This is a genomic window from Leucobacter faecis (assembly GCF_054456695.2).
In genome coordinates this window covers 217,845-237,284 of record NZ_JBTJER020000001.1, presented here as the reverse complement: position 1 = coordinate 237,284, position 19,440 = coordinate 217,845, and the positions used below count along the sequence as shown (strand labels likewise).

Genomic DNA, 19,440 nt, shown 5'->3' with positions numbered 1-19,440 from the left:
GTCAGGCACATCCCGTATTGGCAACAGTTACTTGCTACAGCGACATCCAAACGTTCATGCGCTCGTTGACCTCTGCGTAGTGTTCTGCCCAGTAGCCGTAATCAATGAGGGCCGACATCTTCTTACTGTTCTCAGCACTGTTCGACATTTCGGCCTGCTCAGCCTCGCTCAGCAGGTCAAACGTGGCCGGCGACACCGGGCCATAGCTGCTGCGCTTGGAGTACTCGGCCTGTGCCTCGGGATGCGAAAGCACCCAGACCATCCACTCCTCGGCGAGCTCGGTCTCTGCGTAGCCCTGAGGAATAACCATCTGCTCGTAGGTGCCCAGGTTCTCGCCGTACTCATTAGCTACGGGCTGCCCCGATTGCTGAGCCTGAAAGATGCGCCCGTTCCAGGCCTGCACGAGCGGTGCCTCACCGCTCGCCACCAACTGGGTCTGCTGGTCGCCCGTGTCATACCACACGATGTCGTCCTTGATCGTGTCGAGCTTGGCAAACGCGCGGTCGAGGTCGAGCGGATACAGGTCGCCAGGCTCCACCCCGTCAGCGATCAGCGCCGCCTCAAAGATGCCCCCGGTCGGGTACTTCCAGAATCCTCGTTTACCGGCAAACTTGTCGGTGTCAAAGAACTCAGCCCAGGTCTCAGGGTGCCCATCAGCGAACGTGTCTGTGTTGTAGCCGATGGTGAAGGCATACTCGAGAATGGGAATCGCGCACTCCCCCATTTGAGCCGGGTCGACATCGTTGTCGATGGCAGCCTGCTTAACACTGTCACTGAGCTTCGTGAGTTTGCCCGCCGCGCACGCTGTCTCGGCGTAGTTGGGTTCCACTTCAACGATCCCCCAGCTCACCTTGCCCGCATCAACCATGGCGTCGAGCTTGGCGTAGTCGGTCGGCTGATCCTCTGCGAGCGCGATGCCCCGCTCGGCCGCAAACGGCTCAAACAGCGTCTCGGCACTGATCTGTTGCGAGACCCCGCCCCACTCAACGTGGGTGAGCGTCTGCTCGTCGGTGCCGCCAGCCGATGCCCCGCCGCCGCACCCGGTGAGTGCAAGGGCAAGCACGCCTGCACCCGAGACCATCAACACTGTGTTCTTCTTCACTTTCGTCCTCCTTGACGCATCGTGAATACCGCATGTACAGGATGTACTACATAAAAAGCCGCATGGGCACGTGCACGAGGGCAACCCCCTCGTAGGCGAGAGCCTCGTTCACCCGCGCTTCAAGTTCGTGGGCACTCGCCACGGCGAAGCCGCGCCCGCCGTAGGCGTCGGCAAGCAAAGGCCAGTTCGGCTGGGTCAGCCGTACGGCGATGGGTGGCATGTCCCGGTCCACCTCGTTTTGCTCGATTTCACCGTACCCACCGTTGTCGACACACACGACCGTGAGGTTGAGTCCCTGCTCAGAAGCGGTCTGCAACTCTGACACCGAGAACATCAGCGCACCATCACCGGTCACGCACACGACCGGCCGCTCCGGGCTTGCAAGCTTTGCGCCGATCGCCGCGGGAAGACCGTAGCCCAGCGTGGCATAGGTGGTCATATTGATGCTCTCGGCGGGGCCCGTCACGCGAAAGTGGCTCGCCATGCCGGCGTAGCAAATCTGCGACGAGTCCCCCGTGATGATCGTGCCCGGGGGCAGCGCAGCTGCGATCCGGCGCGAAACCTCGCCGATACCGGCGCCGTAGCGATCGGCCTCCGCGAGGCACTCTTTGCGCACCTGCGTAAGATCCCGCCACGGCACGCGCGCCTCGCGCGCAATGCTGGCGACGCCCGCCTCAAGCGCGGGCAGCGCGTCGCCCACATCGCCCACTAGCACGAGATCTGCCTGCAGGTTCACGCGCGCTTGAGCGGCATCAATGTCGATCCGGATCACGCTGCCCCCGGGCTGAAGCTCGCCCGCGGCAAACTCTCCCTCGGCCAGCTTCGTACCCACCACCAGCAGCACATCGGCTTCATTGAGCAGCGACACCGCGGTCCCCAGCCGGAGGTCTGCGCCGATGGACAGGGCGTGCGACTCCGCAAGCACCCCCTTGCCGTTGGAGCTCGTGACCACGGGCGCTCCGAGCATCTCAGCGAGGCGTGCAAGCGACTCGCGGCCGCGCCGCGCGCCAGCCCCCGCGATAATGGCGGGGCGATTCGCACTGCCGAGAAGCTCCGCCGCCTGCTGCAGATCAGCCTGCTGCAGGTCACCATGCACAGTCTCGGGCGTGACCGCGCGCGGCAGCAAGAGGCTTTCGTCAACATCAACGGCCACCTCGAGCAGGTCGAGTGGCACCTCGATGTATGTGGGGCGCGGCCTGCCGGTTTGTGCGCGCGCGAAGGCCTCGTGCACCGCCTCAACAGCCTCGTGGACCGTGCTCACGCGCACCGCATGGTCGACAATCGCGGCGGCGGCGGCGAGCTGGTTCTTCGTCTCGTGCAGCATGCCGCTCGTGCTGCCCTCGCGCCCCCTGGGCACGCCCGGCGCCAAGATGAGCATGGGGCGCGACTCGCAGTAGGCGGTGCCGGCGGCCGAAAGCGCGTTGAGGAGGCCGGGCCCTGACGTGGTGAGAATGACCCCGGGCAGCCCGGTGCGCTGCGCCCAGGCATCAGCAGCGTATCCGGCGCCCTGCTCGTGGCGCGAAGTCACGGCACGCATGCCGAGGCTCTCGACGGGGCGGTAAAACTCAAGGTTGTGCGTGCCCGGAATACCGAAGACCGTGTCGACACCGTAGCCGCGCACCGTGCGCATAATCGCCAGGCCAGTGTTGTGGGGATCGATAGTCATAGTGTTGCATTCCTTTCGTTTGCTTCCATGCGCGCTAGCCGCTCGTGCGACAGCTTGAGGGCAGCCTCCCTGGGCGTAACGCCGTCGCGGTCGGCAGCCCGCAGCACCTCGCTTGTGAGCTCGCCCAGGCGTGTATCGAGCATGGCTCGTGAGGACTCCCAGGTGCCGTCGATATCACCAAATAGCAGCCACCACCACCAGGCATTGGTGCCAGAATTGGCCACAAAGTCGGGGATCACCTCAACGTCGCGCGCGGCCAGACGGGCCTCTGCTTCGGGGGTCACGGGCAGGTTGGCGGCTTCTACGATGATGCTCGCACGCACCTCGTCGCAGTTCTCCGCCGTCACGCAGCCCGAGATGGCCGCGGGCACCAGCAGATCGCATTCGACGCGCAGCCACTCAGCCCCAGGCAGCTCAGCGGCTCCGTCGGGTAGCCGCGTGCGATCGACAGAACCGAACTGGTCGCGGGCGGCGAGGAGCGCTTCGACGTCGAGCCCGTTCTGATCCACGATCACGCCGCCCGCGTCGACGACGCCTACGACCCGCACACCCGCACGGGCCAAGAATCGCGCCGTAGCGCCGCCCATTGACCCCAGGCCCTGTACCACCGCGCGCACCCGCTCCGGGGCGAGACCCCGTGCTTCAAGGGCGGTGAGTGCAGCGACGGTGACACCGTATCCGCCGACCATCTCGTCTTGTGAAATACCATCGACCTGCACGGCAAAGGCGCGTGCCATGCGCGTATCGGCCACTGCGGCTTGGTCACCCAGCAGCGCGCGCACGGGCGCCACGGAGCTGCCCCAGCCTCGGCGCTCAAAGATCTCGTCGATGTCGACCTGGCGCACGCCCAGGTCTTCGCCCACGGCCCAGTAGCTGCGCAGGATCGGTGTCAAGCTGTCAAGAAACCGTTCGAGCACCCCCGTTGCGGCCGGGTCTCGCGGATCAAAGTTGATGCCGCCCTTCGCGCCTCCCACCGGCACGTAGGCCATGCCCTCGCGCAGGTGCACTGATTCTTTCTTCGTCATCGCCTGCGCCAGGCCTCGCACTTCGTCGAGCGTGCACCCCGCCCGCATGCGAAGCCCCCCGCTCGACACCCCGCGCAGGAGGCGGTCAATGACGACGTAGCCCACCGCGCTCGTTTCATGGTCTTGCCAGGTGATCTCCATAAAGGACGGGCGAGATTTCACGGTCGCTTGCTGCATTCGATACTCCTCTTTGAGATCGGTGATGTGGGTGCGAAACCGTCTAGATCATAACTAAATGACGGTTCAGTTAATGAGTGTGCACGACTCGCTACGTCGCGTCAAGCGAAATCTCGAGCTGGCGCACCAGGTACTCACGCACCCACTCGGTAAGCGTCACGTCAGGGATCACCTGCGGCGCGGTCAGGCGGCGAACGACGAGGCCGTTCATAAAGCTGACAAGCTGTTCGGTGGCGGCGGCCACCCCCCGCTCCCCCGGTTCGACCGCCCGCGCAAGTCCCCGGTCGCTGCAGGCCCGCACCGCCGTCGCAAACAGTTCGCGCCAGTCGTCATCACACGCGCGAATCACGCTCGCAAACTGCTCGTCGAACTGACTCGCGGCCCAGCCATCGAGCCACAGCCTCCAGCTGCGTGCCCCCGCACTCGTCGGTAGATACCAGGCCGTCAGCTTCACGAGAGCCTCAGTGGGGTGCCCGCTCTGCGCCAGAATCGCGCGGGCCGCTTCAAGATCTCGCCCCGCTTCAGATGCAAACGCGGCTGCAAGCAGTGCCTCTTTCGTGCCGAAGTGATACATCACGAGCCCGGCACTCACCGATAATTTGCGCGCCACGTCAATGACGCGCACCGCCTGATGCCCGCGCTCGCCCACGAGCTCCACCGTGGCCTGCAGAATCTCATCACGCCGCGCCTCGCCACTCAATCGCTGCCTCATTGCGCCTCCACCATCCGCCTGAACAACTGAACCATTGATCAGTAACTCCAATATCGATAGCGTAAGCGCATGTCACTCAAAGCAGAGGTCGAACACACCATCACCGCTCAGCGATCAGAGTTCGTCGAGATCAGCCATCAGCTTGCCGACCACCCAGAGCTGGGAATGGAGGAGGTGGGCGCCGCAAACTTGCTCGCCACCTCACTCGAACAGCAGCAGGGGGTGAGCGTGCAGCGTGCGCTAGCCGGGGTACCCACCGCGCTGCGTGCGACCGCGGGCTCGGGCGACCTCGTCATTACGCTGTGCGCCGAGTATGACGCGCTGCCCGGGATTGGCCACGGGTGCGGGCACAATCTCATCGCCGCTACAGCCTACGGCGCGTTCACCGCGCTCGCTCCCCTCGCCGATCGACTCGGCATCACCGTTCAGCTCGTAGGCACTCCGGGCGAAGAAAACGCGGGCGGCAAAATCATGCTGCTCGAACGGGGAGCGTTCGCAGGCACTCACGCGGCGCTCATGCTGCACCCCGGCCCGCGCAACTACGGCTCGATGACGCCGCTCGCCTCAACCGATATCTCGGTGAGCTTCACCGGCGCGCCAGCGCACGCTTCGTACGCGCCACACCTCGGGCGCAACGCGCTCGACGCACTCACGGTCATGATGACGGCCGTAGGGCTCGCCAGGCAGCAGCTCGAACCCTGGCAGCAGATTCACGGGGTACCCGTATCTCCCTTTGGTACCGCGAATGTCATTCCGGCCGCCGCCGAGTCTTCTTGGATGGTACGCGCCGCGACCCTCGAGAGCATGCACAGGGCCGTCTCCACGCTCGAGCGGTGCGCGCGAGCTGGCGCGATTGCCGCGAACTGCGAGTTCGAGTTCTCGGTGAACCCGGTCGCCTACGCCGAACTCGAGGCCGATGCCGATCTCCTGGAGTTCTATCAGCGCAGCGCCACCACCGCCGGCGTGGCAGGTCCGCTCTTCGAGCCCCGTGGTGGCTCGACCGATATGGGCAACCTGTCACTCCATGTACCCGCGATTCATCCCATGCTGCAGCTGGGAGACGGGAGCGCCGGGATCCACACCCGCGAGTTTGCGCAGGCGGCCCGCGGCAGCGCCGGAGACGACTTTGTGGTGGCGGGCGCCACCCTACTGAGCCACGTCGTCATTGATGCCGCGCAGCACCCCGACGTGCGCGCGCGACTACTGCGACAAGACCGCAACACTCAGCCCTGGAGCTAGTGGCGCAGCGAAGCGGTGTGGGGAGCGTACGCCGCTCCCCACACCGCTTCGCTGTTACGCGCTATGACTACGCGTGGCGTGTATTACTGTGCCATCCACACGTTGAACCGCTCAGTCACCGGGCCATAGTTGTCGGCCCAGTAGCCGTAGTCCATGGTCGCAGCCGCCTGGGAATTGACGGTCTCGCTGCCCGCGAGCTCGGCCTGCACGTCCTCAGGAACGAACTCGAGCGCCAGCGGTGAAGCGGGCCCGTAGCCCGACTCGACCGCCTGGTTGCCCTGCGCCTCGGGGTTCGACAAGAACCACACCATCCATTCCTCGGCAAGCTCGGTGTTGGGGTAGCCCTTTGGAATCACCACGTGTTCATACGTGGTGAGGTTCTCACCAAACTCGTTGGCGACGGGCTGGCCGTCGGCTGCTGCCTGGGTGATGCGTCCGTTCCAGGCCTGCACGAGAGGCGCCTCACCGCTCGCCACGAGCTGCACCTGCTGGTCACCCGTGTCGTACCAGACGATGTCGTCTTTAATGGTGTCGAGTTTTGCAAATGCGCGGTCAAGGTCGAGCGGGTACAGGTCGGCCGGAGCCACCCCGTCGGCAAGCAGCGCCGCTTCAAAAATGCCGCCGGTGGCGTACTTCCAGAACCCTCGCTTACCGGGGAACTTCTCGGTGTCAAAGAACTCTGCCCACGTGGTGGGGTGAGCGTCGGCAAACTTGTCGGTGTTATACGCGATCGTGAAGGCGTACTGCAGAATCGGAATTCCACACTCGCTCAAGAACTCGTCACTCACCTCCGCCTCTTTCGCGGCGTCAAACACGGCGTCGCTCAGCTTGGTGAGGGTGCCCGCCTCACAGGCGGTGTCGGTGTAGTTGGGCTCGGTTTCAACGATGCCCCACGAGACCTTGCCAGCCTCGACCATTGCGTCGATCTTGGCATAGTCCGTGGGTGAGTCCTGGCGAATCGTCACCCCGTTCTCTTGCGCCCACGGCTCGATCACGGTGCTCACGTGAGCATCTTGCGCCCCACCGCCCCACATTGTCACCGCGAGGGACTTCTCGTCGTTGCCGCCGCCACCTCCGCCCGCGCATCCGGTCAGGGCCAGCCCCGCGATCGCTACGGCGGCGACCGCGCCCCGCGCCTTCTGAGATGTAAACATTGAGCGTCCTCCTCGACGTCTGTTACGTTCTATCCGTGAAATTCCTACCACTTTAGTGATCCGGCACTTCAATAATGAGCGCGTCTCCCTGACCACCGCCCCCGCACAGGGCTGCCGCCCCGATACCGCCGCCGCGGCGGCGAAGTTCGTAGGCGAGCGAGAGCACGATGCGCGCTCCGCTCATACCCAGTGGGTGGCCGAGCGCGATCGCACCGCCGTTCGGATTCACACGATCGAGGTCGACTCCGAGTTCACGCGCAGACAGCAGCGCAACACCCGCGAACGCCTCGTTCAGCTCGAACAGGTCGAGCTGCCCGACATCGATGCCCGACGTCTCGCACGCGCGCTCGATCGCGCGCGCGGGCTGCAGCAGCAGTGACGTGTCGGGGCCAGCGACCGCCGCACTCGCCCGCACGCGCGCAAGCCACTTGAGGCCGCGCCGCTCAGCCTCAGACCGCGACATGAGTACAAGCGCACAGCCGCCGTCAGACAGCTGTGAGGACGAACCGGCCGTGATGATGCCGTCTTGCGCAAATGCTGGCCGAAGACGAGCAAGCCCCTCGGCGGTCGTATCGTCACGAATACCCTCGTCGTGCTCCACGACGGTGGTGCCGCGTCGCCCCACTATTTCATAGGGCGCGATCTCTTCGGCGAATGTGCCTGCGTCTCGGGCACGCGCGGCACGCGCATGCGACCGAGCCGCGAACTCGTCGAGCTCTTCGCGCCTCAACCCAAAGGGCTCTTGATGCTGTTCGGTGGCAGCGCCCATCGTGCAGTGGTCAATCGCGCAGAATAGGGCGTCCCTGTTGAGCGTGTCTTCTAGCGCGCCGTCACCGTACGCAAAGCCTGCACGCGCGCCACGCACGACGTGCGGTGCACCCGTCATCGACTCGAACCCGCCGGCCACCGCGACAGCGCGCTCACCGAGCCTAATTGCGCGATCGAGCACCGATACTGTGGCGAGCCCCGAGGGACACAATCGGTTGAGCGTGGTGGCTGAGGCGCCCAAACCAATTCCGGCGGCCAGCGCAGCCTGCCGGGCCGGGTTCGGGCCGAGCCCGGCCTGAATCACATTGCCCAGCAGCACCTCTTCAACGTCGCCAGCAGAAACGTGCGCGCGCGAGAGCGCCGCGCGTATGGCGTGAGCGCCGAGGTCGGGGGCGGCAATCTTGCCGAGGGCACCGCTTAATCGACCGACCGGGGTGCGCGCGCCCTCGACGATAACGGTTTCTTCCATGTGGGACTCCTGTCTCAGCGCCGAAACGGCGGGGTATTACGCGGGATAGGGGCGGGGCGACTGGTGCCGCTCCCGCCCCGAATGCACTACAGGTTGCGCGAGATCACGAGGCGCATAATGTCTGAGGTGCCCTCCTCGATCTCTTCAAGTTTCGCGTCGCGCATCCACTGCTCAACCGGGAACTCGCGCGAGTAGCCCCAACCGCCCAGCGTCTGCACCGCAGCCCAGGTGCTGTACGCCGCGGTTTCTGAGGCCTGCAGCTTTGCCATCGCGGCCTCACGCGCGATCGGCTTGCCCTGGTCGAACATCTTGGCGGCGCGCAGCGTCTGCAGCCAGGCGGCGTCGATGCGGGTCGCCATGTCAGCAAGTCGAAACGCGACGGCCTGGTGCTCGATGATGGGCTTGCCGAACTGCACACGCTCACGCGCGTAGTTCAGCGCGTACTCGTAGGCCGCGCGCGCGCAGCCCGTGGCGGCGGCGGCGAGCACGATACGCGAGGCATCAAACGTCTTCATGAGGCCAAAGAAGCCCTGCCCTTCTTCACCCAGGCGGTTCTCCTCGGGCACGAACACGTCGTCGAAGAACAGTTCGCGGCAACGAATCGCGCGCTGCCCCATCTTCTTCATGGGTTCGCCCATCGTGAAGCCGGGGGCGTCCTTCTTGACAAGAAACGCACTAACCCCGCGCGAGCGCTCGTTCGGATCGGTCTTCGCGAACACCACGTACTGGTCGGCGTAGCCCGAGTTCGAGATCCAGGCTTTCTGGCCGCGCAGCAGGTACCCGCCCTCGGTGCGCACGGCCTGGGTGACGATCCCCGCCGCGTCTGATCCGGATCCAGGTTCGGTGGTGGCGAGAGCAGTGAGCACCGGGTTCTCGCCTGTGAGCGGGCGCAGCCACTTCTCCTTCTGCTCGGGGGTGCCCAGCACGAGTAGTGGATCGGCGAAGAAGCCGTTGGAGCACAGAAAGTTGCCGATGCCCAGGTCGCCCCAGCACAGCTGCTCTTGCACGAGGCACTGAGTGAACAGATCAGTAAACCCGCCACCACCGAACTCCTCGGGAATCATGAAGTCGGTGATGCCCACCTTTGCGGCTTCTTGGAAGAGGTCGAGCGGCGAACCGTCATCGGCCTCGTCGACTTCGCGGCCGCGGGGACGCACCTGCTCGGCCGCAAAGTCGCGGCAGAGCTCGACGATTGCCTCCTGCTCGTCGGTGAGCTGCCAGATGCTGCGGGTGCTTTCCAAAAGATCCATCGGTGGTTCCTTTCGGGGTTTCGACGAGCGCGAGGTTGCGCTGGCCGGTGATTGATGAAGTGGTGATACGTGCAGGTAAGTCTGAGTTATTCGGCGAGGCAGTCGACGATGATCGCCGAGTCTGGCCCCACGCGCACCGGGTTGAGTTCGATTTCGCCTACCGCCGGGCTTGCGGCCAATACGTGGCTCAGGTCAGAGACCACGCGGGCCAATACGTCGCGGTCAAGTGCGGGCCGGCCGCGCCAGGGTGCAAGCAGTTTGGCGCTGCGCAGCTCGTCGATCATGCCGCGGGCTGTTTCGAGCGAGACCGGCGCGAGCTCGACGCGCAGGTCTTCCCACACCTCGGTCTCGGTGCCGCCATAGCCCACAGAGATCACGGGCCCAAAGGCCGGATCGCGACGTGCGGCGACGATGAACTCGGCGACGTGTTCACGAGTGTCTTGCGCTTCGATCGTGTATGCGCCGTCGCCGATTCGAGCGTGCATGCTCTCGAACGCCGCTGCGGTGGCCTCGGGACCCGTGAGTCCCAGCGCCACGCCTCCCGCCTCTGTTTTGTGAGCGAGCCACGCGGCCTTCAGCACAACTGCACCCCCCAACTCGTTCGCGGCGGCGGCCGCCTCGTGGGCGGTGCGCACCGTGCGCACAACTGGAAAGGGAAACCCCGCCGTCACAAGTGCTGCGCGTAGGTCGGCCTGACTGCCACCCGCGATTGGTGCGACCTCCTGGTGAAGCGCAGGGCGTGCAGTGGCAGGGTCTTTGATCCGGCTCGTGCGGGCCGCGAGCTCGTATGCCGCCGTGATGGCAAGCAGGGCGTCTTCGATGCGCCCGTACACAGGCACGCCGGTGTCACGCAGCTGCTCGGCCACTCGGCTGTCTGCTGCCATCGCGTGCACAACGACCGGGGCGCCCGCGATTTCGGTGAACCGTGCGGCGACGGTCGCCTCGGCTTCGTGCAGCGCCGGGGTGTCGTGACCATAACTACAGAAGTACCCCGACACGACCACCGCATCAACCTCCCCGCTTTCTGCGAGCAGTCGCGCAAGGTCGACATAGACGTTCAGGTTCGCTTCGCCCGACCCCGCGAGGTCGATCGGGTTGCGCGTCGATGCCTGCTCCGACAGCATCGCGTGCATGCGCGTGCGCAGTGCGTCGCTGAGCGGCGGCAGCTCGAGGCCGAGGTGCGACGCCTGATCGGCCGCGATCCCGCCTTGTCCGCCGCTGTCGCTGATCACCGCAATGCGCGGCCCCTCGGGCGCTTCGACACGATCAAGATACGACGCGATCTGCACCAGGTCGCTCGGTGTACTGACCCGCAGGGCGCCGGCGGCTCGGCAGGCCGCGTCGACCAAATCCATGGGCGACGTCATGGCCCCGGTGTGCGATTGGGCCAGTTGCCTACTCGCGGCGCTCTCACCCGTGGTGAGCAGCAGTACACGCACGCCAGCGGCGGCTGCCTCGCGTACGGCCGCAAACAGCTCCCCCGCTCCCGCGAAGTCTTCGAGGTAGAGACCGATCGTCTTGGTGCGCGAGTCGCCCGCAACCGATCGAATGACCTCGGTGGCGTGCACGTCTGTTTGGTTACCCAGCGATACAAAGCGCGAGATCCCCACGCCGGCACGCACACCGAGCGCGGCGATCTCGCTCCCGAGCTGCCCACTCTGGGAGATGATCGCGAGCGACCCCGGGCGCATGCTGCCCCACATCAGCTGCAGCTCGCCCTCGGCTGAATAGATCCCGAGACTGTTCGGGCCGATCATGCGCGCGCCGTACTCGCTGAGCAGCTGGGCCGCGGCGGCTTCGTCGTGCATCTGCGCGGCCACCACCAAAAATGCACGCACTCCCTTGCTGAGGGCATCGCGCATCACCTCGAGCACCAGGTGCCCTGGCACCGCAATGGCGAGCAGCTCTGGCACCTCGGGGAGACTGTCGAGCGATGGGTAACTCTGCATCCCTGCGATCTCACCCCCGGCGCTGTTGATCAGGTACACGCGCCGGCGTGTGCGCCCAATCCCGGCCCCCATCGCGAGCCAGTGCCCCCACTTGGCGGGGTTTGAGGACGCCCCAATGACCGCCACCGAAGCCGGGTCATGAAATGCGTTCAAGTCGTGTGTTACCCGAGGGTTCACGTGCTGAAAGTCTTGCGCGGAAAGCAACATCTTCGTCCTTATTCCGTGGCGTCATTGCCATTAATTGATTCACCAGTTAATTTACGGGATACGGGTTAGCCCGTCAAGGATTGTCTTCAAATATCGTGGGCGATTATTGAAACACGGCTCACTTGCCGCCGGCGCGCAACAGGTCGCGCACAAACTCGGCGCACAGCCGCTGCATCTTATCGACCGTAATCACGGTCGATCCCAGCAGCGCCTGCACGGCAAGACCGTCGAGCATGGCAATGAGCTTGTTCACCGCCGATGCCGGATCAGGGCTCACAAACACCCCCTGCTCAACACCCTCGTCAATCAAGCCACCAATGAGCCTGCGCCATTCGTCGTATGCCGCGTCGTTGACGCGCCGCAGCTGCTCATCTTGAAGCGCCCCCACCCACAGCTCAAGCCATACGTGCCACGACTCGCTCGTGACATCGTCTTTGGGCACATAGGTGTCGAGCAGGAGCTGCAGTTTTTCATCAACGGGTAGTTTTTGCGCCAGCAGTGAGGCGCGCCGCTCAACTGAGCTTGCAAAATTATCTTCGAACGTCTCTCGGATAAGGTCGTCTTTGCTCGCAAAGTAATAGTGCACGATCCCCGGCGATACTTTTGCTTCGCGCGCAACATCTGCGACCCGCAACATGGCGACACCACGCTGCACCATGACGCGACGCGTCGCCGCCATTATTTGAGCTCGCCGCTCATCTTCAACACTCGGGCGTACCATCGCGGCACTTCCTCTCAAAACTGTTGCGGAAATTGAGTTTCATCGTAGCGCCTGCGTGATTCCTGTTACGCACAGGCCATGACCCGCTGCACTACAGCAGCTCCAAAACTTCTTCTGCGGCACGCCTACCGGAAGAGACCGCGCCGTCGATGTATCCGTTCCACCTGCTCGCGGTTTCAGTGCCCGCCCAGTGAATCGCTCCGGTCGCGGCACGCCACCCCGCTTGGCCATGCTCCACCCAAGCGCCGGGGGTCGGGTTCGCGGCGTAGGCGCCACCGATAAACGGCTCGACCGCCCAGTCCTTCTCGACGTAATCAACGCATGCGCGCGCATCGCTGCCGAAGAGCTCTACGAGCTTTGCGAGCACTTCTTCGCGGCGATCAGGCGCGGGGAGTGCCCGCCACCGCGCAATCTTGTCGGCGTAGATAAAGCACACCAGCACCCCGCGGCGCGCATCGTGGGGCGAGTTATCAAACACAAAGCCGAGCGCGCTGTCATCGTAAATCGTGGCCTCTCCGCTCAGGTCGCGTGAGCGCCAAAATGGGGTGTCGTAGCTCACGTGAATCTTGATCACGTCACCCATCGGCGATTTGGCCAGCCATCGACGGCGCGGGACCGGCAGCTCGGGCCGAAACACTATCTGCGCCGTGGCGGGCGGCGGTGTCGCTACGATCACGCGCGCGGCATGCACGGTGAGTGTGCCTGTTTCTACCGTCACACCCTGCTCGGTCTGCGTCACTGCGCGCACCGGCTGATTGAGGTGCACCCGGGGCCCGAGCACACTGGCAATATCAAGTGCGATCGACTGCGCTCCGCGCTCAAAGCGCGTCTCCTGTGCACACCCCTCAGCTTCCATGAGCTGTTCAAACCCACCCGCCGACGCGATGTAGAACAAGAAGTGCAGCAGCGAGATGTCGCGCGGCTCTACCGTCCAGACGCTCTGCACCGCGAGACGAAATCTCAGGCGGGCGTCTGCGCTCGGCACGGTGCGCTCGAGAAAGGAGTGCACCGTCTCACTATCCATTGCTTCTGCGCCCGGCGTCAGGGCCGGATCATCAAGATTGACCGCGAGCGCTAGGCGATCGATGTGCTCCATCGCCGCCAAGTACTCGGGCATTCCCGGCGCTCCATCGGGCCCTGCGACCTGAAAGTGCCGCTGCACGCCGTCGCGCCAGAGCTCAATATTGTGACCAGCCAGGTACGTTGGAAACGTGGGCGCACCGAAGCGCTTCACCAGCGCATAAAAATCATGCTGGGTGGGGCCAATCCACTGACCGCCGTGATCTATCACCACACCCGCGTCGTCTATGGCAGACAGCGTACGACCACCCACCCGCGCACCAGCTTCGAGCACTAACACTTCTACCCCGCGGTCATGCAAAGCCAGGGCAGCCGATAGGCCGGCATAGCCAGCACCCACCACGACCACTGCCGTTTCAACGTGACAACCCATCGCTGCGCTTCCTTGCGAGTCCATATTCCTCAGCATAATGGGTTAACTGGTCAGTCAGTCAAGAACAATTTTCACTTGACAACACCCGTCCATTCCTCCATGCTCTCGTATTGATTGGTTCACCAATCAGAAATCGAGGTCAATGTGGACAACGAACACGCGAGTGACGAGCTCGAAGCCGAGCTTGAGCGCCGTTTGGCGCGCATGGAATCACCCGGCTGCGGCGGAGCAGCGACCGGCATCATCAACGCGCCGGGCCTCACCCCCCGCTAACCCCTCTTCTAAGGACTGAGATGAAGATCATCGTGCTTGTCAAAGAAGTCCCCGACACCTACGGGGACCGAAAACTCAGCCTCGAGACCGGCCTTGCCGAGCGAGACGCGTCCGAGAAAGTACTCGACGAGATCTGCGAACGCGCACTCGAGGTGGCACTCTCGCACGCAGATACAGCGGGCGACACAGAAATTACCGTCCTCAGTATGGGCCCCGACAGCGCCGCCGCAGCCCTGCGCAGGGCACTATCAATGGGCGCACACTCCGCCATACACATCACCGACGACGGACTCATCGGAGCCGACCTCGGCCTCACTGCGCGTGTGCTCGCCGCCGCGATTACGCGACAGTCCTATGACCTTGTACTCACCGGTAATCTCTCAACCGACGGCGCAGGCGGTACGGTACCGGCGATGATCGCTGAACTGCTTGCCGTACCGCTCGCGAGTGGGCTCAGTGAAATCACACTCACGGAAGACGAACTGTCGGGCGTGCGCCCGTTTGACGGAGGCACGCAACGGCTGCGAGCCACGCTGCCGGCGGTGGCGTCAGTCACCGAGGCATTTCCTGACGCACGGTTTCCAAACTTCAAGGGCATTGTCGCCGCCAAGAAGAAGCCGCTCGAGACTCTGGGCCTCAGTGATCTCGGCATCGACGCCGAAGACTGGTCTGTGCCGCACGCCATCATGCTCAGCGTGGCCGAACGCCCCGCACGCTCAGCCGGCGTCAAGATCGTCGACGAGGGCGACGCTGGCCAAAAGATCGCCGAGTTTCTTGTCGCGAATCGCCTGATTTAGAAAGCGCAGCATCATGATCGATCACCCACCCAAGCCCATCCTCGTAGCACTTGAAACCCTTCCTTCCGGGGCGCTTTCACCGGCCGCGGCAGAGCTTCTCGGAGCTGCCGCGAACATTGGCACCCCCATCGCCCTGGTCGACACCGAACCCGCGGCCGAGCACGCCGCGGCGCTCGGCGCATCGCGAGTGTTGATCGCGGTGGATCCTGACACGAGCCGTTTTTCGGCGCACTCGGTGGACGCACTCAGCGCGGCAGCGGCGCATATCGACCCAGACGCGATTCTCGTGTCCCACTCATTGGACGGCCGCGACACTGCGGGGGGTTACGCCGCGCGCTCGGGAGCTGCGCAATTGGTCGACGCCGTGGGCGTTTCACGCGACCCCCAGGGCGTGATTGCAGGGCACTCGGCGTACGGCGGCGCTTACACGCTCGAGTCTGCTCCCACGTTCGGTGCCCCCATCATCACGGTTCGCCAGGGTTCCATCGAGGCCCGAGCAAAGGCGCAGCCCCTCGTCGCCGAGCAGCTTGAGGTCTCGAGCTCGTCGAAGCGCAGCGCGGTCATCGAGTCCATCGATCTCACAGCGGCAGTGTCGTCGCGCCCCGAGCTCCGAGGCGCAAAACGGGTGGTAGCGGGTGGCCGCGGGCTCGCGTCACGCGAACAGTTCGCGCTCGTCGAGCAGCTCGCCGATAGTCTCGGCGCGGCGATCGGGTCGTCACGAGCCGCCGTCGATTCAGGCTACGTGGATGCGTCTACCCAGGTGGGGCAGACAGGCGTGCAAGTGTCGCCGCAGCTGTACATCGCGCTCGGCATCTCGGGCGCAATTCAGCATCGGGCGGGCATGCAGACGTCCAAGACGATTGTCGCGGTCAACAAAGACGCCGACGCACCCATCTTTGAGGTCGCCGACTTTGGTGTCGTCGGGGACCTGTTCACTGTCGTGCCGCAGCTGGTCGCGGCGCTCGAAGCTCGAAAGCAGTAGCTCATGGCTCAGCTCATTCAACCGATCCGTCGCGGCCTCCCCCGTGTCGTGGGCGGCGCCCCCTGGCCCATCCTCGAGGGTGAGCTAGTCGAGGGCGAAGTAGTCGAGGGCTCGCGGGCAGCGGAGCCCACGACCCATGCCGCTCAGGCCACTCAGGCCGCTCAGGCCGCTCAAACGCCTCCTGCTGCGCCTCTGCCCGCTCAAGCTGCACCCATGATCGAGACTTCGCAGGCACCGGCTCCCCCGCCAGGCCATTCACCGGCGACGGCAACGCGCGGCCAGAACCTGCGACGGGGGCTGCCCCGTTTGGTCGGCGGCGAGGCCTGGCCGCCAGCAACGGTCGGCCTAGCGGCAGCTCCCGAGGTGAAGCCCGCGGCAGAGCCCGCAACAGGGCCCGCACCGATCCCCAAACCGGCGCTACACCCCGAGGCCGAAGTCTTCCCTCAGGCAACGATCCAGCAAGCGGCTCCCCCGCAAGCTCCAGCTCCCCCGCATGCTTCAGCTCCCCCGCATGCTTCGGTACCGCCGGTCCCCGCTGCGGCCTCTGATCCGGGGCCAGATGAGGCCCCGCGCGTCGTGCGCAAAGCGGTCCTTTGGGCCGTGGTGCTCGTCGCCGCGGCAGGCGTCATTGTGCTGGCGGCGAGGGGCGTCACCACCCTGCCAGGCGCGCCCGAGTTCATTGCGCGGTACCCGGGAGAGTATGCGCTCCCGGCGTTTGTCGCAGACGGGTTTCCTGCCTGGGCACGCTGGACTCACTTCTTGAATTTCTTCTTCATGGCCTTGATCGTGCGCACCGGGCTGCTCGTGCGCCACCAGCAAACCCCCCAGGCGTTCTTTACCCCGCGCCGCGGCGGTAAGAAGACTTCGCTCTATCTGTGGCTGCACACGAGTGTTGACGTGCTGTGGATGGCCACAGGCGTAACCTTTGTGGTGCTGCTGTTTGCGTCGGGACACTGGGCGCGCATCGTTCCCACGAGCTGGGAGGTGTTTCCGAACGCGGCGTCGGCCATGCTGCAGTACCTCACACTCGAGTGGCCGATCGAAGACGGCTGGGTGAACTACAACAGCCTGCAGCAGCTCATGTACTTCACCGTCGTCTTCATCGCAGCCCCGCTCGCGATCATCTCGGGGCTACGCATGAGCGAGTGGTGGCCCAAGAGCACCGCTCGGTTGAACCGGTTTTACCCACTCGAGGTCGCTCGCGCTATTCACTTCCCCGTCATGCTGTTCTTCGTACTGTTCGTGATCGTGCACGTATTCCTCGTACTCACCACCGGCGCGCTGAAGAACCTCGGTCACATGTACGCGGGGGTATCAGAGCCCGGCTGGTTCGGCTTCTGGATGTTTGCTGCGAGCCTGATCGCTACCGCCGCGGTTGTGTGGGCCGCGCGCCCGCTGGTCGTGGCACCCGTTGCCCAGCTGTTCGGCCGCGTGAGCGCGCGGTGAGAGCTGCCGAGACTGCTCAGGCTACTCAGTCTGCCGAGCCCAGCAGCGTCACGGGGTTTCTCTTTGCAATCGGATCGGCCGCCCTGTTCGCGATGTCGGGTATTTTTGCATCGGCGTTGATGGAGGCGGGCTGGTCGGCGGGGGCCGCCGTCACTGTGCGGGTGTTGCTCGCTACCGCGGTGCTCGCAGTGCCCACCGTCCTCGCGCTGCGAGGCCAGTGGCGCATGGTGCTTGCAGCGTGGCAACCGGTGCTGCTGTTCGGTCTCATCGCCGTCACGCTGTGCCAGCTCGCCTACTATTTCGCGGTGCAGTACATCGCTCCCAGTTACGCCTTGCTGATCCAGTACATGGGGCCAGTGCTGCTTGTGCTCTGGGTATGGGCACGGCTGAGAAGCGCCCCGCACGCGCTCACTGTGTTCGGCGCATGCGCGGCCGTGCTCGGGCTCGTCGTGGTCTCGGGCATCGGTACGGGCGGCGCACTGCACCCCCTCGGAGTCATGTTTGCGCTTGCCGCCGCTGTGGGAAACGCCGTCTTCTATGTGTTGAGCGCCGACGCAAACCACGGCATCGCGCCGCTGCCGCTCGTGGGGCTCGGCCTCGGTGTGGCCTCTGTTGCACTCGTGGTTTCGGCAGCCATCGGCGTCATGCCGTTCACGATCGGCCAGGCAACCCCCGTAATTGCGGGGGCCAGGATCCCGGTGGCCGTCGTACTCGCCTGTTTGGCACTCCTATCGACCGTACTCGCCTACCTACTCGGTGTTGCCGCGGTGCGACATCTCGGCGCCACGGTCGCCAGTTTCACCGGGTATTCAGAGCCCATGTTTGGCATCGTCTGGACTATTCTGCTGCTCGCTATTGTGCCCACTGGCGCGCAGTGGATCGGTGCCGCCCTCATCATGGCGGGGGTCGTCACCGTCAAGCTCGGCGAGGTGCGCCAGGCGCGACGCCGGGGCTTCACGGCTTGATCAATGAGCCGTGTGACACACGTCGCCAAGCGTGCCGACCGAAAAGCGCTACGCTCGCACCTGTGAGCGTTCATCGAAGCCCGCTCGCGAAGGAGAGATCACGGTGACTGGTGCGGTGCGGCAGGCAACCCTTTCTGGGTTTGTGCTCGCGGTCGGTTCGGCGGCAAGTTTTGCGCTGTCGGGTATTTTTGCGAGCTCCTTGATCGTGGCTGGCTGGTCTGCGGGGGCCGCTGCTACGGCCCGCATCTGCGTCGCAGCGCTCGTGCTCGCTGTGCCCACAGCCCTAGCCTTGCGCGGTCAGTGGCGTCAGGTACTGCGGGCATGGCGCCCCATTCTCATGTTCGGTCTCCTCGCGGTCGTGGCGTGCCAGCTCGCATTCTTCTTCGCGGTGCAGTTCATCGCGCCCAGCCTCGCGCTACTCATCGAGTTCATGGGGCCCGTGCTCCTGATGCTGTGGATCTGGGCGCGCAGCCGCGTCGCCCCGCCGCCACTTACACTCGTGGGCGCGGCCGTGGCGGTGCTCGGGCTCGTGACGATCTCGGGGCTCGCCGCGGGCGGTTCCCTGCACCCGCTCGGCATCGCCTTCGCGCTCATCGCGGCCGTCGGCAACGCCGCGTACTATGCGGCGGGGGCCGCGTCGGATCACGGTATCGCGCCGCTGCCGTTTGTGGGTCTCGGGCTAGCGGTGGCGGCGGTGAGCCTTGCGATCGTGAGCGCGGTCGGCCTCCTACCGTTCACCGTGACGAGCGTAGACCCCGTCATCGCTGGCGCCGAAGTCTCACCGGTGTTTGTGGTCGCGGGCATGGCACTCATATCTACGGTGCTGGCGTACGTGTTGGGGGTGTCGGCTTCTCGCAGGCTCGGTGCGACGGTCGCGAGCTTCACCGGTTACTCTGAGCCGCTCTTTGGCATCGTGTGGACGATCGTGCTGCTCGCGATTGTGCCCACCGGTACGCAGTGGCTTGGCGCCGGCCTCATCTTGGCGGGCGTGGTCGCGGTGAAACTGGGCGAACTGCGGGCCGCGCGGCGAGCGGCAGCGACGCCGCTGCAATAGTGACGAAGCGGACGTGATGCCCGGGCCATAA

General features: G+C 64.9%; 17 protein-coding genes. 7 read left to right on the top strand and 10 right to left on the bottom strand.

Translation table 11 applies throughout. The features are described from left to right. Positions 1–34: 34 nt before the first annotated feature. The 4 genes from ACXR2W_RS01085 to ACXR2W_RS01070 all read right to left on the bottom strand — a co-directional run bounded on the left by ACXR2W_RS01085 (position 35) and on the right by ACXR2W_RS01070 (position 4,682). On the bottom strand, positions 35–1,102 hold the full coding sequence (locus ACXR2W_RS01085) for an ABC transporter substrate-binding protein (protein ID WP_458812319.1): 1,068 nt from the start codon (positions 1,100–1,102) through the stop codon (positions 35–37). A 46-nt stretch (positions 1,103–1,148) separates the two neighbouring features. Next, a complete protein-coding gene (locus ACXR2W_RS01080; protein WP_458812316.1) occupies positions 1,149–2,768 on the bottom strand; it encodes a thiamine pyrophosphate-binding protein in 1,620 nt (539 codons plus the stop codon). Next, positions 2,765–3,970 (bottom strand): Glu/Leu/Phe/Val dehydrogenase dimerization domain-containing protein, encoded by a 1,206-nt coding sequence (locus ACXR2W_RS01075; protein ID WP_458812313.1) that lies wholly within the window; start codon positions 3,968–3,970, stop codon positions 2,765–2,767. Before ACXR2W_RS01075 ends, ACXR2W_RS01080 begins: the two co-directional genes overlap by 4 nt. 91 nt (positions 3,971–4,061) lie before the next feature. Then, entirely contained in the window at positions 4,062–4,682 is a 621-nt protein-coding gene (locus tag ACXR2W_RS01070; protein ID WP_458812310.1) for a TetR/AcrR family transcriptional regulator, read from the bottom strand. A gap of 69 nt (positions 4,683–4,751) precedes the next feature. Between ACXR2W_RS01070 and ACXR2W_RS01065 the strand changes: the two genes are divergently transcribed. After that, positions 4,752–5,921, top strand: a complete 1,170-nt coding sequence (locus ACXR2W_RS01065) for a M20 family metallopeptidase (RefSeq protein WP_458812307.1) — start codon at positions 4,752–4,754, stop codon at positions 5,919–5,921. Positions 5,922–6,004: 83 nt separating this feature from the next. Here ACXR2W_RS01065 and ACXR2W_RS01060 read toward each other — a convergent pair whose 3' ends face one another. The 6 genes from ACXR2W_RS01060 to ACXR2W_RS01035 form a co-directional block, all read right to left on the bottom strand. Next, positions 6,005–7,075: an ABC transporter substrate-binding protein gene (locus ACXR2W_RS01060; RefSeq protein ID WP_458812304.1), complete on the bottom strand. Its 1,071-nt coding sequence runs from the start codon at positions 7,073–7,075 to the stop codon at positions 6,005–6,007. A gap of 52 nt (positions 7,076–7,127) precedes the next feature. Further along, on the bottom strand, positions 7,128–8,312 hold the full coding sequence (locus tag ACXR2W_RS01055) for an acetyl-CoA C-acyltransferase (protein ID WP_458812301.1): 1,185 nt from the start codon (positions 8,310–8,312) through the stop codon (positions 7,128–7,130). An 86-nt stretch (positions 8,313–8,398) separates the two neighbouring features. Then, entirely contained in the window at positions 8,399–9,562 is a 1,164-nt protein-coding gene (locus ACXR2W_RS01050; RefSeq protein WP_458812298.1) for an acyl-CoA dehydrogenase family protein, read from the bottom strand. An 86-nt stretch (positions 9,563–9,648) separates the two neighbouring features. Further along, the gene (locus ACXR2W_RS01045) at positions 9,649–11,688 is read right to left on the bottom strand and encodes an acetate--CoA ligase family protein (protein ID WP_458812295.1); all 2,040 of its coding nucleotides are present in this window, start codon (positions 11,686–11,688) and stop codon (positions 9,649–9,651) included. A gap of 148 nt (positions 11,689–11,836) precedes the next feature. After that, on the bottom strand, positions 11,837–12,439 hold the full coding sequence (locus tag ACXR2W_RS01040; protein WP_458812293.1) for a TetR/AcrR family transcriptional regulator: 603 nt from the start codon (positions 12,437–12,439) through the stop codon (positions 11,837–11,839). Positions 12,440–12,530: 91 nt separating this feature from the next. After that, entirely contained in the window at positions 12,531–13,916 is a 1,386-nt protein-coding gene (locus tag ACXR2W_RS01035; protein ID WP_458812290.1) for a flavin monoamine oxidase family protein, read from the bottom strand. A gap of 120 nt (positions 13,917–14,036) precedes the next feature. Between ACXR2W_RS01035 and ACXR2W_RS01030 the strand changes: the two genes are divergently transcribed. From ACXR2W_RS01030 to ACXR2W_RS01005, 6 genes are all read left to right on the top strand, one after another. Next, a complete protein-coding gene (locus tag ACXR2W_RS01030) occupies positions 14,037–14,165 on the top strand; it encodes a hypothetical protein (RefSeq protein WP_458812287.1) in 129 nt (42 codons plus the stop codon). 20 nt (positions 14,166–14,185) lie between these two features. Then, on the top strand, positions 14,186–14,962 hold the full coding sequence (locus ACXR2W_RS01025) for an electron transfer flavoprotein subunit beta/FixA family protein (protein WP_458812284.1): 777 nt from the start codon (positions 14,186–14,188) through the stop codon (positions 14,960–14,962). 13 nt (positions 14,963–14,975) lie between these two features. After that, the gene (locus ACXR2W_RS01020; RefSeq protein WP_458812281.1) at positions 14,976–15,944 is read left to right on the top strand and encodes an electron transfer flavoprotein subunit alpha/FixB family protein; all 969 of its coding nucleotides are present in this window, start codon (positions 14,976–14,978) and stop codon (positions 15,942–15,944) included. Between the two features lie 3 nt (positions 15,945–15,947). Next, positions 15,948–17,390: a cytochrome b/b6 domain-containing protein gene (locus tag ACXR2W_RS01015; protein WP_458812278.1), complete on the top strand. Its 1,443-nt coding sequence runs from the start codon at positions 15,948–15,950 to the stop codon at positions 17,388–17,390. Further along, complete coding sequence (locus ACXR2W_RS01010; RefSeq protein ID WP_458812275.1) at positions 17,387–18,355, top strand: EamA family transporter; 969 nt, start codon at positions 17,387–17,389, stop codon at positions 18,353–18,355. The genes ACXR2W_RS01015 and ACXR2W_RS01010 overlap by 4 nt, the downstream gene beginning before the upstream one ends. Before the next feature lie 103 nt (positions 18,356–18,458). Next, positions 18,459–19,409, top strand: coding sequence for an EamA family transporter (locus ACXR2W_RS01005; protein ID WP_458812272.1), 951 nt, complete (start codon positions 18,459–18,461; stop codon positions 19,407–19,409). Positions 19,410–19,440 lie beyond the last annotated feature (31 nt).